This is a genomic window from Shewanella sp. POL2, from assembly GCF_000282755.1.
Classification (GTDB): Bacteria; Pseudomonadota; Gammaproteobacteria; order Enterobacterales; family Shewanellaceae; genus Shewanella; species Shewanella xiamenensis.
This window is the reverse complement of the sequence record NZ_AKZL01000098.1, coordinates 1-15,586: the sequence shown is the minus strand read 5'-3', so window position 1 is coordinate 15,586 and position 15,586 is coordinate 1. Positions and strand designations below refer to the sequence as shown.

The window sequence follows — 15,586 nt, the reverse complement described above, 5'->3', positions numbered from 1 at the left end:
GTTTAAGTCGATTATTTAGTGGGTTTTGTGGGTTGCAACTGTTGTGCATCCTTGCTAACAAAGTCGAATCAGAATACAATCTATGGCCGATTTTTGACCCTGAGCTTATGCAACATGCGTTTCTAAGGGTATTCGGGATTCAGAGTATCTAAAGCGTATTGTAACTGGGTCGTATGTCCCTAATTATTGTGCTCAAGCTCAGGCCGTATTGAGTAACGGAATAACCGATGACAACAAATACTGAAAACCAGACTAACTCTCTGGATATCGTGAAGTGGGGTTTAGCGATCCTATTGCTGGCCGCTGCTGTTATTGGCAATCAAATGTATAGCGAGGCGAGTGCCGTGATCCGCGCACTGGCTGTTATCGTTGCATTCGCTATTGCTGGTTTTATTGCCCTGCAAACCGAAAGGGTAAAAAAGCTTTAGCATTCGCGCGTGAGTCGCAAATTGAAGTGCGTAAGGTCGTATGGCCAACACGTCAAGAAGCGCTTAACACCACTTTTATTGTCCTTGCTGCAACAGGTATCTTAGCTCTCATTTTATGGGGTTTAGATGCAGTGTTAATGCGAATTGTCAATTTTATCACTGGCGTATAGGCACCTCGAATGACTGAAGCTAAAGAAGCTAAAAAAAGATGGTATGTAGTGCAGGCATTCTCTGGCTATGAAGGCCGAGTTTGTAAGTCACTGATTGAATACATTAAAATGCACGGCATGGAACAATACTTCGGTGAAGTCTTAGTTCCGACTGAAGAAGTCATTGAAATGCGTGCAGGCCAGCGTCGTAAGAGCGAGCGTAAGTTTTTCCCTGGTTATGTTTTGGTCCAGATGGAAATGAACGATGATAGCTGGCATTTAGTCAAAAGCATCCCGCGTGTTTTAGGCTTTATTGGCGGAACATCTGATCGTCCTGCTCCAATTTCAGATAGAGAAGCGGATGCTATTCTGCGTCGCTTACAAGAAACCACAGCTTCGCCAACTCACCGCGTTATTTTTGAGCCAGGCGAAGTGGTGCGTGTATGTGATGGTCCATTTGCTGACTTTAACGGTACCGTTGAAGAAGTGGATTATGACAAGAGCCGCGTAAAAGTGTCGGTAATGATCTTCGGTCGTTCTACACCAGTTGAGCTCGATTTTAGTCAGGTCGAAAAAGGCTGATTAAATTAAATACAAAATCCGTTTGGCAACGGGTGCGGATTTCTATATAATCCGCACCCGTTGTTTTCGGGGGAGCATGTTGGCATGTCGCTGATATGCGTTTGAACCCAAACTGAGGAAATGTCAGATGGCAAAAAAGATTGATGCTTATATTAAGCTACAAGTGAAATCAGGTTCTGCGAACCCTTCACCACCAGTTGGTCCAGCTCTGGGTCAGAAAGGTGTGAACATCATGGAATTCTGTAAAGCGTTCAACGCTCGTACAGAAAAAATGGAAAAAGGCATGCCTATTCCAGTCGTGATCACTGTATACAGTGACCGTTCATTCACTTTCGAAACTAAGACTCCACCAGCTTCTTACTTACTGAAGACTGCTGCAGGCCTGAAATCAGGTTCTCCACGTCCAAACACTCAGAAAGTAGGTACTATCGCTCGTGCTAAGATTCAGGAAATTGCTGAAATGAAAGCCGCCGATATGACTGGTGCTGATATTGAAGCGATGACTCGCTCAATCGAAGGTACTGCGCGTTCAATGGGTTTGGTTGTAGAGGGTTAATATAATGGCAAAACTAACTAAACGCATGCGCGTAATCCGCGAGAAAGTTGACGGTACTAAATTATACGAAATCAACGACGCTGTTGCTCTGTTAAAAGAATTAGCAACTGCTAAGTTCGTTGAAAGTGTTGACGTTGCTGTTAACTTGGGCATCGACCCACGTAAATCTGACCAAAACGTTCGTGGTGCAACTGTGTTACCACACGGTACTGGTCGTGACGTTCGCGTTGCAGTATTTACACAAGGTGCAAATGCTGAAGCTGCTAAAGCTGCTGGTGCAGAACTTGTTGGTATGGATGATCTGGCTGAGAAAATCAAAGCCGGTGAAATGAACTTCGACGTAGTTATCGCATCTCCAGACGCAATGCGCGTTGTTGGTATGTTAGGTCAAATTTTAGGCCCACGTGGCTTAATGCCTAACCCAAAAACTGGCACAGTAACGCCTAACGTTGCTGAAGCAGTTAAGAACGCTAAAGCAGGTCAAGTTCGTTACCGCAACGACAAGAACGGTATTATCCACACTACTATCGGTAAAGTGGATTTCACACCAGTTCAATTGAAAGAAAACTTGGAAGCGTTAATCTCTGCACTGAAAAAGGCTAAGCCTGCAGTTGCAAAAGGTGTATACGTGAAAAAAGTAAGCATCTCTACCACTATGGGTGCAGGTGTTGCTGTTGACCAAGCTTCTCTCGAAACAGCTAACTAATTTTACAAGGTGAGTGCATTAGTCTATAATGCGCGCACTTTGTGGGTTGAAGCCTGTTTTTGATGCTTAAAGCATCATTAATTAGGCTTCCGTCCAAGACCGCAGGTGTTTACTTTAACGGTTTACTTAATTTCCTGCGTAGACGGTGTCAGGCCCCAGCTAAATTTTTTTACTGGATAATCTGCACCGTAAGTCACTAAATACATAAGTATTTAGTATGGTAAATACTAGGGAATACCCTAGGTAGAATCCAGGAGTAAAGCCAATGGCATTAAGACTCGAAGACAAAAAAGCGATTGTTGCTGAAGTCAACGAAGCTGCCAAAGGTGCGCTATCTGCAGTTGCCGCTGATTCTCGCGGTGTAACTGTAGGTGCTATGACCGGTCTGCGTAAAAAAGCTCGCGAAGCTGGTGTTTATGTACGTGTAGTACGTAACACTCTGGCTCGTCGTGCTGTTGAAGGTACTGCATTTGAGTGCCTAGCAGAAACGTTCACAGGCCCAACTTTGATTGCTTTCTCTAACGAGCACCCAGGTGCTGCAGCTCGTCTGTTAAAAGACTTTGCTAAAGAGCAAGCTAACTTCGAAGTTAAAGGCGCAGCCTTTGAAGGGAATTTCATCCCTGCAGCTGACATTGATCGTTTGGCGAAACTGCCAACATACGAAGAAGCACTAGCACAGTTAATGATGACTATGAAAGAAGCATCTGCTGGCAAGTTCGTTCGTACACTGGCCGCCCTGCGCGATCAAAAACAAGAAGCCGCTTAATTTCAAGCTGGCTGCTTAATAGAATTGAATTCAGAACAATAGGAAACATTTGTTATGTCTATCACTAAAGACCAAATCTTAGAAGCCTTTGCAGCTATGTCTGTAATGGAAGTTGTTGAACTGATCGAAGCAATGGAAGAGAAGTTCGGCGTTTCTGCCGCTGCTGCTGTTGTTTCTGGTGGTGGCGAAGCTGCTGCTGCTGTTGAAGAGCAAACAGAATTCAACGTAATTCTGACTGCACACGGCGACAACAAAGTTGCAGTTATTAAAGCCATCCGTGGCGCAACTGGTTTAGGCCTGAAAGAAGCTAAAGCAATGTCTGAAGCTGCTCCAGTAGCAGTTAAAGAAGGCGTTTCTAAAGAAGAAGCTGAAGCTCTGAAGAAAGAACTAGTTGAAGCTGGTGCTTCAGTAGAAATCAAGTAAGCTATTATTTAGCTTGCTCACCCAAGCCACTTGGGTGGAGGCTGGCGGTTTTTTAACCGTCGGCCTTTTTTGCGCTATATGCGCCGGCGATTTTTTTTCACCGTTTGTCGCCAGATTTTGCAGTCCCTAGCAGAGATTACTGGTTAGGTTCTTGCCATCAACGGTGATGGGCAAACGTGCTGAATGTAATAACTCAGGTTATTGATTCAGTCTTGGTCACATCTCGTAAGCAGAGGAAACCCATGGTTTACTCCTATTCTGAAAAGAAGCGTATTCGCAAAGACTTTGGTAAGCGTCCACAGGTGTTGGATATTCCTTACCTTTTGTCTATTCAGTTAGACTCTTTTAAGAAGTTCACCGATCAAGATCCTACCGGTGAGCGCGGTCTTGAAGCCGCCTTCCGTAGCGTTTTTCCCATCAAGAGCTTTTCTGGTAATTCAGAACTGCAATACGTCAGCTATAAGCTTGGCGAGCCTGTTTTTGATGTGAAAGAGTGTCAGATCCGTGGTGTTACATATTCAGCTCCACTGCGCGTTAAATTACGCATGGTGTTGTATGACCGTGAAGCAGCGGCAGGCACTGTAAAAGATATTAAAGAACAAGAAGTCTACATGGGTGATATCCCATTGATGACTGACAACGGTACCTTTGTTATCAACGGTACTGAGCGTGTAATCGTTTCTCAATTACACCGCAGCCCAGGCGTATTCTTCGATCACGACCGTGGTAAAACCCACTCATCAGGTAAGGTGCTCTATAACGCACGTATCATTCCTTACCGTGGTTCATGGTTAGACTTTGAATTCGATCCTAAAGATGCACTATTCGTACGTATCGACCGTCGCCGTAAATTACCAGCGACCATCATTCTGCGTGCATTAGAGTACTCTACTCAAGAGATCCTTGACCTGTTCTTCGAACGTGTTGAATTCAAGATCAAGAAAGATACTCTGGTTATGACCTTGGTCCCTGAGCGTCTGCGTGGCGAAACCGCCAGCTACGACATCAAGGATGCTGAAGGTACCGTATTGGTTGAAGCGGGCCGTCGCGTGACTGCACGTCATATTCGCCAACTCGAAAAAACCAACACCACTGAACTCGAAGTACCAGTTGAGTACATCGTGGGCAAATATGCTGCTCAAGATTACATCGATCCGGACACGGGCGAAGTATTAGTTTCTGCTAACAGTGAAATCAGCTTAGAAGACTTAGCGAAGTTATCACTGGCAGGCATCAAAGAGTTGAGCACGTTATACATCAACGAGCTAGACCACGGTGCTTACATCTCTGATACTCTGCGTATTGATCCAACCACTAACCGCTTAGAAGCGTTAGTTGAGATCTACCGCATGATGCGTCCTGGTGAGCCACCAACCAAAGATGCAGCAGAAGCCCTGTTCCAAAACTTATTCTTCAGCGAAGAACGTTATGACCTGTCGAAAGTCGGTCGTATGAAGTTCAACCGTCGTCTCAGCATTCCTGATGACGAAGGTAGTGGCGTACTGTCTAAAGAAGACATCGTTGCAGTAATGAAGAACATCATTCACATCCGTAACGGCTTCGACGAAGTGGACGATATCGACCACTTAGGTAACCGTCGTATTCGTTCTGTGGGTGAGATGGCTGAAAACCAATTCCGTGTTGGTCTGGTCCGTGTTGAGCGCGCCGTGCGTGAACGTCTGTCATTAGGCGATCTGAACGAGCTGATGCCACAAGACTTAATCAACGCTAAGCCAATTTCTGCTGCAGTGAAAGAGTTCTTCGGTTCTTCTCAGCTGTCACAATTCATGGACCAAAACAACCCGCTGTCAGAAGTAACGCATAAGCGTCGTATTTCTGCTCTTGGCCCAGGTGGTTTGACCCGTGAACGTGCAGGCTTCGAAGTCCGCGACGTACACCCAACGCATTATGGTCGTTTATGTCCAATTGAGACCCCTGAAGGTCCAAACATTGGTCTAATCAACTCATTAGCAAGCTTTGCCCGTACTAACTCATACGGCTTCTTAGAAACACCATACCGCAAAGTGGTAGACGGTGTGATCACTGACGAAGTGGAATACTTGTCAGCGATTGAAGAAGGTCGTTATGTGATTGCACAGGCGAACATCGAAGTTGACTCTGAAGGCCGCATGGTTGAAGAGCAGATCGCATGTCGTCACAAAGGTGAATCTACCTTTATGCGCGCATCTGACATTCAATACATGGACGTATCGCCACAGCAGATTATTTCTGTTGCTGCGTCACTGATCCCGTTCTTAGAACACGACGACGCGAACCGTGCATTGATGGGTGCGAACATGCAACGTCAAGCTGTACCAACACTGAAGTCAGAGAAGCCTCTGGTCGGTACAGGTATTGAACGCACATTAGCAGTGGATTCAGGCGTAGTAGTCGCCGCTAAACGTGGCGGTGTGATCGATTACGTTGATGCGAGCCGTATCGTAGTTAAAGTAAATGAAGACGAGCTGCGCCCAGGCGAAGCCGGTATCGACATTTACAACCTGACTAAGTACACCCGTTCTAACCAAAACACGTGTATCAACCAACGTCCATGCTGTTCTGTTGGTGAGCCAGTCGTTCGTGGTGACGTGTTAGCAGACGGTCCATCTACTGACTTAGGTGACTTAGCCCTTGGCCAGAACATGCGTATCGCGTTCATGCCTTGGAACGGTTACAACTTCGAAGACTCGATCTTAATCTCTGAGCGTGTTGCACAGGAAGACCGTTTCACCACTATCCACATTCAAGAGCTGTCTTGTATCGCTCGTGATACCAAACTGGGTAGCGAAGAAATCACGGCTGACATTCCGAACGTAGGTGAATCTGCTCTGTCGAAACTCGACGAGTCAGGTATTGTTTACATCGGTGCAGAAGTGAAGGGCGGTGACATTCTGGTAGGTAAAGTGACGCCAAAAGGCGAAACACAACTGACTCCAGAAGAGAAGTTACTGCGCGCCATCTTCGGTGAGAAAGCGTCTGATGTGAAAGACAGCTCACTGCGTGTACCTAACTCTGTTAAAGGTACCATCATCGACGTTCAGGTATTTACCCGTGACGGCGTTGAGAAAGACAAACGCGCCATTGAAATCGAAGAAATGCACATTGCCCAAGCTCGTAAAGACTTAGGCGAAGAGTTCAAGATCCTTGAAGAAGGCGTATTGAGCCGTGCACGCAACTTATTATTAAGTGCCGGTTTCACTGAAGCACAAATCGCAGCATTGCCACGTAAAGATGTATTGGTTCAAGTCATTGATGATGAAGCCAAACAAACTGAGCTTGAGCAATTAGCTGAACAGCATGAAGAGCTGAAAGCAGACTTCGATAAGAAGTTTGAAATCAAACGTCGCAAAATCACCCAAGGTGATGACTTGGCCCCAGGTGTACTGAAGATCGTTAAAGTTTACTTAGCGGTTAAACGTACTATCCAACCTGGTGACAAGATGGCGGGTCGTCACGGTAACAAGGGTGTTATCTCTAAGATTAACCCAATTGAAGACATGCCGTACGACGAGCAAGGCAACCCTGTGGACATCGTGTTGAACCCGCTAGGCGTTCCATCACGTATGAACATCGGTCAGGTTCTTGAAGTTCACTTAGGTGCTGCGGCTAAAGGTATTGGTAACAAGATTGCTGCCATGCTGGAAGATCAGCGCGAGAAGGGACTTGCAGAAGTTCGTAACTACATCAAGCAAGTGTACGAATTAGGTGACGAAGTACAGCAGCGCGTCGACATCGATTCATTCACTGACGATGAGTTATTGCGCTTAGCGAACAACCTGAAAGGCGGTATCCCAGTTGCTACGCCAGCCTTCGACGGTGCTAAAGAGAAAGAGATCAAGCAGATGCTTGAGCTTGCAGGCTTGCCAACCTCTGGTCAGCTGAAATTATTTGATGGTCGTACCGGTAACGAATTTGAGCGTCCAGTAACTGTTGGTTACATGTACATGCTCAAACTGAACCACTTAGTTGACGACAAGATGCACGCCCGTTCTACCGGTTCGTACAGCTTAGTAACTCAACAACCATTGGGCGGTAAAGCTCAGTTCGGTGGTCAGCGTTTCGGGGAGATGGAAGTGTGGGCACTCGAAGCATACGGTGCCGCTTATACGCTTCAAGAAATGCTCACCGTGAAATCGGATGACGTTAACGGTCGTACTCAGATGTATAAGAACATCGTCGACGGTAACCATCAGATGCAGCCTGGCATGCCAGAGTCCTTCAACGTATTACTGAAGGAGATCCGTTCACTCGGTATTAATATCGAGTTGGATCAGGAATAAGCGTCGCCTTAAGGTAACGTTTGGCAACAGAATGGTGCTCCGCAGTCGCGGAGCACCCGGTTTAACTCCTTCAGGAGAGAAACGTGAAAGACTTATTAAAGTTTCTGAAACAGCAAAGCAAGACTGAAGAATTTAACGGCATCAAAATTGGTCTGGCATCGCCTGATCTGATCCGTTCTTGGTCTTTTGGTGAAGTTAAGAAGCCAGAAACCATTAACTACCGTACCTTCAAGCCTGAGCGTGAAGGTCTGTTCTGTGCGCGTATCTTTGGCCCAGTCAAAGATTACGAATGTTTGTGCGGTAAGTACAAGCGTTTGAAGCACCGTGGTGTGATCTGTGAAAAGTGTGGTGTAGAAGTTACCCAGACTAAAGTACGTCGTGAACGTATGGGTCACATCGAACTGGCTAGCCCAGTTGCCCACATTTGGTTCTTGAAATCACTGCCGTCCCGTATCGGTTTAATGCTGGACATGACGCTGCGTGATATCGAGCGCGTACTGTATTTTGAATCTTTCGTCGTGATCGAGCCTGGCATGACCAGCCTTGAGCGTGGCCAAATGCTGACAGAAGAAAACTATCTGGACGCATTAGAAGAGTACGGTGACGAATTCGAAGCCAAGATGGGTGCTGAAGCGGTATTAGAACTGCTGCGCGCAATCGATCTTGAAAAAGAAATCGAACAAATGCGTGAAGAGCTGCCATCAATCAACTCTGAGACTCGTCGCAAGAAAGTGACCAAGCGTCTTAAGTTGATGGAAGCGTTCCACACTTCTGGTAACAAGCCAGAGTGGATGATCTTAAAAGTACTGCCTGTGTTACCACCTGACTTACGTCCGCTGGTACCGCTCGATGGTGGCCGCTTCGCGACGTCAGATCTGAACGATTTGTATCGCCGTGTGATCAACCGTAACAACCGTTTGAAGCGTCTGTTAGATTTAGCTGCGCCAGACATTATCGTACGCAACGAAAAGCGTATGTTACAAGAGTCTGTTGATGCGCTATTAGATAACGGTCGTCGTGGTCGTGCTATTACCGGTTCTAACAAACGCCCTCTGAAATCTTTGGCCGATATGATCAAAGGTAAACAAGGTCGTTTCCGTCAGAACTTGTTAGGTAAGCGTGTTGACTACTCTGGTCGTTCGGTAATTACCGTAGGTCCTACTTTACGCCTGCACCAATGTGGTCTTCCTAAGAAGATGGCACTGGAACTGTTCAAGCCATTCATCTATGGCAAGCTGGAAGGTCGTGGCTTAGCGACAACCATCAAAGCGGCTAAGAAGATGGTAGAGCGTGAAGTGGCGGAAGTTTGGGACGTTCTGGATGAAGTGATCCGTGAACATCCAGTGATGCTTAACCGTGCACCAACACTGCACAGACTCGGTATCCAAGCGTTCGAACCTGTACTGATTGAAGGTAAAGCCATCCAGTTACACCCACTCGTTTGTGCGGCATACAACGCCGACTTCGACGGTGACCAAATGGCGGTACACGTACCGTTAACACTGGAAGCGCAGCTTGAAGCCCGTGCCCTGATGATGTCTACCAACAACATCCTGTCACCAGCCAACGGCGAGCCTGTAATCACGCCGTCTCAAGACGTGGTATTAGGTCTGTACTACACCAGCCGTGAGCGTATTAACGGCCGTGGTGAAGGTATGTACTTTATGTCTGTTGCTGAAGTTGAAAAAGCTTATGCAACTGGCGCTGCTGAACTGCATGCCCGCGTGAAAGTGCGTATCACTGAAAGCGTTATCGGTGACAATGGTGAGCGTACTGAACAACGTCGTATCGTAGATACCACAGTCGGTCGTGCTCTGCTGTCATTGATTCTGCCAGCAGGTTTGTCATTTGATCTGGTTAACCAGAACATGGGCAAAAAGCAGATTTCTAAGCTGTTGAACACCTGTTACCGTCAATTAGGTCTGAAAGATACCGTTATCTTCGCTGACCAACTGATGTATACAGGTTTCCGTTACGCCACTATCTCTGGTGCATCTGTCGGTATCGACGACATGGTGATCCCAGCTGAGAAGTACACCTTAGTTGCTGACGCTGAAGCCGAAGTGCTCGAAATTCAAGAGCAGTTCCAATCAGGTCTGGTTACTGCCGGTGAGCGTTACAACAAAGTTATCGACATCTGGGCAAGTGCGAACGAAAAAGTTTCTAAAGCGATGATGGAAAACCTGTCAACTGAGACAGTGATTAACCGTGATGGCGTTGAAGAAAAACAAGCTTCGTTCAATAGCATTTACATGATGGCCGACTCTGGCGCTCGTGGTAGTGCTGCACAGATCCGTCAGTTAGCGGGTATGCGTGGTCTGATGGCGAAACCAGACGGTTCGATCATTGAAACGCCAATTACCGCTAACTTCCGTGAAGGTCTAAACGTACTTCAGTACTTTATTTCTACTCACGGTGCGCGTAAAGGTCTTGCCGATACTGCATTGAAGACAGCGAACTCGGGTTACCTGACTCGTCGTCTGGTAGACGTTGCTCAAGACTTAGTCGTCATTGAAGACGATTGTGGTACTCACGAAGGTCTAACCATGAAGCCGCTGATCGAAGGTGGTGATGTGGTTGAGCCATTACGTGAACGCGTACTGGGTCGTGTGGTTGCTGTTGATGTGTTCTATCCAGGCACCGAAGACGTGCTTGCACCACGTAACACCCTGCTCGATGAAGCATGGTGTGACAAGTTAGAAGAGCATTCAATCGATGAAGTGATTGTTCGCTCAGTCATTACCTGTGATACCGATTTTGGTGTGTGTGCTGCCTGTTACGGCCGTGATTTGGCCCGTGGCCATATCATCAACCACGGTGAAGCGATTGGTGTTGTGGCTGCACAATCAATCGGTGAACCTGGTACACAGTTAACGATGCGTACGTTCCACATCGGTGGTGCTGCGTCACGTGCCTCTGCAGAAAACAACGTTCAAGTGAAGAACTCAGGTTCGTTGAAACTGCACAACGCTAAGTACGTAACAAACACAGATGGCAAGCTGGTTATCGTTTCTCGTTCTTCTGAACTGGCAATCATCGACGAATTAGGTCGTGAGAAAGAGCGTTATAAAGTGCCTTACGGTACTGTGCTCGAGAAGTTAGAAGAAGCATCAGTAGAAGCAGGCGATATCATCGCTAACTGGGACCCACATACTCACCCAATCATCACTGAAGTGGCGGGTAGTATTAAGTTCGTTGACATGATCGACGGCGTGACCATGACTCGTCAAACAGACGAACTGACAGGTCTGTCTTCAATCGTGATCCTCGACGTGGGTCAACGTGGTTCAGCGGGTAAAGAAATGCGCCCAATGATCCGTCTGGTTGGTGCCGACGGTAGCGACCTGATGATCCCAGGTACTGAAGTACCTGCACAATACTTCTTACCAGGCAGTGCGATCGTTAACCTCGACGACAACGCGCAAATCGCTGTGGGTGACGCGTTAGCACGTATTCCACAAGAATCGTCTAAAACACGCGACATCACGGGTGGTCTACCACGCGTTGCTGACCTGTTCGAAGCTCGTAAGCCAAAAGAGCCAGCAATTCTGGCGGAAATCTCTGGTACCATCTCGTTTGGTAAAGAGACCAAAGGCAAGCGTCGTCTGGTGATTACACCAGCGGATGGCGGTGAACAGTACGAAGAGATGATCCCGAAATGGCGTAACTTAAACGTGTTCGAAGGTGAAAAAGTCGAACGTGGTGAAGTTATTGCTGACGGTCCAGAAGCGGCGCACGACATTCTGCGTCTGCGTGGCATCCACAACGTTGCAAGCTACATTGTGAACGAAGTGCAAGACGTATACCGTCTACAAGGCGTGAAGATCAACGATAAGCATATCGAAGTAATCATCCGCCAAATGCTGCGTAAGTGCGTGATCACCTCTGCAGGTGATAGTGAGTTCTTAGAAGGCGAACAAGTTGAAGTGTCTCGCGTGAAGATCGCTAACCGCGACCTGATCGAACAAGGCAAAGTGCCTGCGACCTTCGAACGTGAACTGCTGGGTATTACCAAAGCGTCTCTGGCAACAGAATCGTTTATCTCTGCAGCATCGTTCCAAGAAACAACTCGCGTACTGACAGAAGCTGCCGTAGGCGGCAAGTCTGATAACTTACGTGGTCTGAAAGAAAACGTAATCGTTGGCCGTCTGATCCCAGCCGGTACTGGTTACGCTTATCACAAGACCCGTAACGATGCCCGTGCTAAGAAAGACGAGCCAGTTGTAGTGAATAAGATCACTGCAAGTGAAGCAGAACAAAACCTTGCAGACCTCTTAAACTTGGCTGGCAGCCAAGATTAAGTAATCAGTTTGTAACAAAAAGGCGCCGTTGGCGCCTTTTTTATTGGAATATGCCGCAAAAGTTGGCTATTTCTTGACAGTTAGGCTTTACCTTTCTAAAATTCCGCGTCCCACCATTGTGGGATATAGATTTTTCACACCTTATCGTTGAGTTTGATTCAACTGACTCGGAGCTATACATGGCAACTGTAAACCAGTTGGTACGTAAGCCACGCGCGCCAAAAGTCGACAAGACTAATGTGCCTGCGTTGAATGCGTGCCCACAAAAGCGTGGTGTTTGTACACGTGTGTACACAACTACCCCTAAAAAACCTAACTCTGCACTACGTAAAGTAGCTCGTGTGCGTCTAACTAACGGTTTCGAAGTTACTTCGTACATCGGCGGTGAAGGCCACAACCTGCAGGAACACAGCGTGATTTTGATCCGTGGTGGTCGTGTTAAAGACTTACCTGGTGTTCGCTACCACACTGTTCGTGGCGCATTAGACTGTGCAGGCGTGACTTCACGTCGCCAAAGCCGTTCTAAGTACGGTGCTAAGCGTCCTAAGTCTTAACGTATCCGTTAAGTAAGGCCAAGCTAGTTTATTTTGAGAATTCCAGTTTTGGAAATCCCTGAAGCATACGGAGAATTGTTATGCCAAGACGTCGCGTTGTAGGACAACGTAAAATCCTACCAGATCCAAAGTTTCACAGTGAGTTGCTGGCTAAGTTCATCAACGTCATTATGCAGGACGGCAAAAAGTCGACTGCTGAAAAAATCATTTACAAGGCTCTTGATGTTATCGCTGAAAAGAAAGGCGCTAACCATTTAGACATCCTTGAAGCAGCCCTGGACAACGTTCGCCCATCAGTCGAAGTTAAATCTCGTCGCGTGGGTGGTTCTACATACCAGGTACCATGTGAAGTTCGTCCTGTGCGTCGTAACGCACTGGCGATGCGCTGGTTAGTTGAAGCTGCACGTAAGCGTGGTGAAAAATCTATGGCTTTACGTCTAGCAGGTGAAATGCTAGATGCGTCTGAAAACAAAGGTACTGCTGTTAAGAAGCGTGAAGACGTGCACCGCATGGCTGAAGCTAACAAGGCCTTTGCTCATTACCGTTGGTAATCTGATGGTGTGGGCTTAGGCCCACACCATTGTTGTTGATATTGCCAAGACTTAGGTTTTGGTGGAGAGGGTATAATCGTGGCTCGTACAACCCCAATTGAGCGTTATCGTAATATCGGTATTTGTGCTCATGTGGACGCAGGTAAAACCACCACAACAGAACGTGTTCTGTTCTATACCGGTTTGTCTCATAAAATCGGTGAGGTGCATGACGGCGCCGCGACCACTGACTGGATGGTGCAAGAGCAAGAGCGTGGTATTACTATCACCTCGGCTGCTGTCACTACTTTCTGGCGTGGTATGGATGCTCAATTCACTGAACACCGCATCAATATCATCGATACCCCTGGTCACGTTGACTTTACTATTGAAGTTGAACGTTCTTTGCGCGTTCTTGACGGCGCTGTTGTGGTTTTCTGTGGTGCTTCAGGTGTTGAACCTCAATCAGAAACCGTATGGCGTCAAGCTGACAAATACCGCGTTCCACGCATCGTATTTGTCAACAAGATGGACCGTGCAGGCGCGGACTTTGAACGTGTAGTGAAGCAAATCAGAACTCGCCTTGGAGCAACTTGTGTACCGATCCAATTAAATATCGGCGCAGAAGAAAACTTCACTGGCGTGATCGACTTAATCAAGATGAAAGCCATTAACTGGAACGAAGCGGACCAGGGGATGACGTTCTCTTATGAAGAGATCCCTGCACATTTAGCAGCTAAAGCGGCTGAAATGCATGAGTATCTGGTTGAAGCAGCCGCTGAAGCCTCTGATGAACTGATGGACAAGTATCTTGAAGAAGGTACCCTGTCAGAAGAAGAGATCAAAAAAGCACTGCGTCAACGTACTATAAATAATGAAATCGTTTTAGCGACCTGTGGTTCTGCATTTAAGAACAAAGGCGTTCAAGCGGTTCTTGATGCGGTAGTAGAATTCTTGCCAGCACCAGTCGATGTGCCACCGATTAAGGGCATCGATGACAATGAGCAAGAAGTTGAGCGCCCATCAGATGACAACGCCCCCTTTGCGGCGTTGGCATTTAAGATTGCTACAGACCCGTTCGTGGGTACTTTAACCTTTATTCGTGTGTACTCAGGCGTACTTGAATCAGGTTCTGGCGTTTACAACTCTGTTAAACAGAAACGTGAACGTATTGGCCGTATCGTGCAGATGCACGCTAACGACCGCACAGAACTGAAAGAAGTCCGTGCAGGTGATATTGCCGCGGCTATTGGTCTAAAAGACGTAACCACGGGTGATACACTTTGTGATAATGACCACAAAGTAATCTTGGAACGCATGGAGTTCCCAGAACCTGTAATTACCATTGCCGTTGAACCTAAGTCAAAAGCCGACCAGGACAAAATGGGTATCGCACTGCAAAAACTTGCAGCAGAGGATCCTTCATTCCGGGTTGAAACTGACGAAGAATCATCACAAACACTGATTTCTGGAATGGGTGAGTTACACTTAGACATTATCGTTGATCGTATGCGTCGCGAATTTGGTGTTGAGTGTAACGTAGGTAAGCCACAAGTGGCCTACCGTGAAACCATTCGTGGATCAGTTGAGGCTGAAGGTAAATTTGTACGCCAATCAGGTGGCCGTGGACAATTCGGTCATGTTTGGTTAAAACTAGAGCCTAATGAAGAAGGCGCTGGTTACGAATTTATCAACGCAATCGTTGGCGGTGTAGTTCCACGTGAATTCATCCCTGCGGTTGATAAAGGTATCCAAGAGCAGATGAAGAATGGCGTTCTCGCTGGCTTCCCTGTATTGGACGTGAAGGTCACTCTATTCGATGGTTCATATCATGATGTGGACTCGAATGAAATGGCGTTCAAAATTGCGGGTTCTATGGGCTTCAAAAAGGGTGCGCTTGAGGCGAAACCTGTGTTGCTCGAACCTTGCATGAAAGTAGAAGTAACTACTCCAGAAAACTACATGGGTGATGTTGTTGGTGATTTAAACCGTCGCCGTGGTTTGATTGAAGGTATGGATGATGGCTTTGGTGGCATCAAAATAGTCCATGCAGTAGTGCCTCTTTCTGAAATGTTTGGTTATGCAACTGATTTGCGTTCTGCAACTCAGGGTCGTGCTTCTTACTCCATGGAGTTCTTGAAGTACACTGATGCACCGCAAAACATTGCGAAAGCGATTATTGAATCTCGTAGCTAATTTCCAGTTACGACATAAATGTAATATGGTCCTGTCAATGCAGGACTATTCTGAAAAGAAAGGAATATATCGTGGCAAAAGCTAAATTTGAACGTAGTAAGCCTCACGTAAACGT

Annotated in this window: 10 protein-coding genes and 1 pseudogene; all 11 read left to right on the top strand. The window is 46.9% G+C overall.

Going from position 1 to position 15,586, the window contains the following annotated elements; translation table 11 throughout:
• The first annotated feature begins 227 nt into the window (after nt 1-227).
• Nucleotides 228-598 (top strand): annotated as a pseudogene (secE, locus tag SHEWPOL2_RS18965) (preprotein translocase subunit SecE).
• A 9-nt stretch (nt 599-607) separates the two neighbouring features.
• Nucleotides 608-1,159, top strand: coding sequence for a transcription termination/antitermination protein NusG (nusG, locus tag SHEWPOL2_RS18960; RefSeq protein ID WP_011070606.1), 552 nt, complete (start codon nt 608-610; stop codon nt 1,157-1,159).
• A gap of 127 nt (nt 1,160-1,286) precedes the next feature.
• A complete protein-coding gene (rplK, locus tag SHEWPOL2_RS18955) occupies nt 1,287-1,715 on the top strand; it encodes a 50S ribosomal protein L11 (RefSeq protein ID WP_037430687.1) in 429 nt (142 codons plus the stop codon).
• A 4-nt stretch (nt 1,716-1,719) separates the two neighbouring features.
• Nucleotides 1,720-2,421: a 50S ribosomal protein L1 gene (gene rplA / locus SHEWPOL2_RS18950; protein WP_011070608.1), complete on the top strand. Its 702-nt coding sequence runs from the start codon at nt 1,720-1,722 to the stop codon at nt 2,419-2,421.
• A 265-nt stretch (nt 2,422-2,686) separates the two neighbouring features.
• Nucleotides 2,687-3,187, top strand: coding sequence for a 50S ribosomal protein L10 (rplJ, locus tag SHEWPOL2_RS18945; RefSeq protein ID WP_011070609.1), 501 nt, complete (start codon nt 2,687-2,689; stop codon nt 3,185-3,187).
• A gap of 54 nt (nt 3,188-3,241) precedes the next feature.
• Nucleotides 3,242-3,610: a 50S ribosomal protein L7/L12 gene (rplL, locus tag SHEWPOL2_RS18940; protein ID WP_007644333.1), complete on the top strand. Its 369-nt coding sequence runs from the start codon at nt 3,242-3,244 to the stop codon at nt 3,608-3,610.
• Between the two features lie 242 nt (nt 3,611-3,852).
• Nucleotides 3,853-7,890, top strand: coding sequence for a DNA-directed RNA polymerase subunit beta (gene rpoB, locus SHEWPOL2_RS18935; RefSeq protein ID WP_037418393.1), 4,038 nt, complete (start codon nt 3,853-3,855; stop codon nt 7,888-7,890).
• Between the two features lie 83 nt (nt 7,891-7,973).
• Entirely contained in the window at nt 7,974-12,191 is a 4,218-nt protein-coding gene (gene rpoC, locus SHEWPOL2_RS18930; RefSeq protein ID WP_037430685.1) for a DNA-directed RNA polymerase subunit beta', read from the top strand.
• Nucleotides 12,192-12,370: 179 nt separating this feature from the next.
• Nucleotides 12,371-12,745 (top strand): 30S ribosomal protein S12, encoded by a 375-nt coding sequence (rpsL, locus tag SHEWPOL2_RS18925; protein WP_011070612.1) that lies wholly within the window; start codon nt 12,371-12,373, stop codon nt 12,743-12,745.
• Between the two features lie 80 nt (nt 12,746-12,825).
• Complete coding sequence (gene rpsG, locus SHEWPOL2_RS18920) at nt 12,826-13,296, top strand: 30S ribosomal protein S7 (RefSeq protein ID WP_011070613.1); 471 nt, start codon at nt 12,826-12,828, stop codon at nt 13,294-13,296.
• 78 nt (nt 13,297-13,374) lie between these two features.
• Nucleotides 13,375-15,471 carry an elongation factor G gene (gene fusA / locus SHEWPOL2_RS18915; protein ID WP_037418387.1) on the top strand — a complete coding sequence of 699 codons (2,097 nt, stop codon included), beginning with the start codon at nt 13,375-13,377 and terminating at the stop codon, nt 15,469-15,471.
• The last annotated feature ends 115 nt before the right edge of the window (nt 15,472-15,586 follow it).

Bases quoted from the DNA above. Each gene is read 5' to 3' on its own strand.
- nusG (WP_011070606.1), top strand. From the start codon at position 608: ATGACTGAAGCTAAAGAAGCTAAAAAAAGATGGTATGTAGTGCAGGCA.
- rplK (WP_037430687.1), top strand. From the start codon at position 1,287: ATGGCAAAAAAGATTGATGCTTATATTAAGCTACAAGTGAAATCAGGT.
- rplA (WP_011070608.1), top strand. From the start codon at position 1,720: ATGGCAAAACTAACTAAACGCATGCGCGTAATCCGCGAGAAAGTTGAC.
- rplJ (WP_011070609.1), top strand. From the start codon at position 2,687: ATGGCATTAAGACTCGAAGACAAAAAAGCGATTGTTGCTGAAGTCAAC.
- rplL (WP_007644333.1), top strand. From the start codon at position 3,242: ATGTCTATCACTAAAGACCAAATCTTAGAAGCCTTTGCAGCTATGTCT.
- rpoB (WP_037418393.1), top strand. From the start codon at position 3,853: ATGGTTTACTCCTATTCTGAAAAGAAGCGTATTCGCAAAGACTTTGGT.
- rpsL (WP_011070612.1), top strand. From the start codon at position 12,371: ATGGCAACTGTAAACCAGTTGGTACGTAAGCCACGCGCGCCAAAAGTC.
- rpsG (WP_011070613.1), top strand. From the start codon at position 12,826: ATGCCAAGACGTCGCGTTGTAGGACAACGTAAAATCCTACCAGATCCA.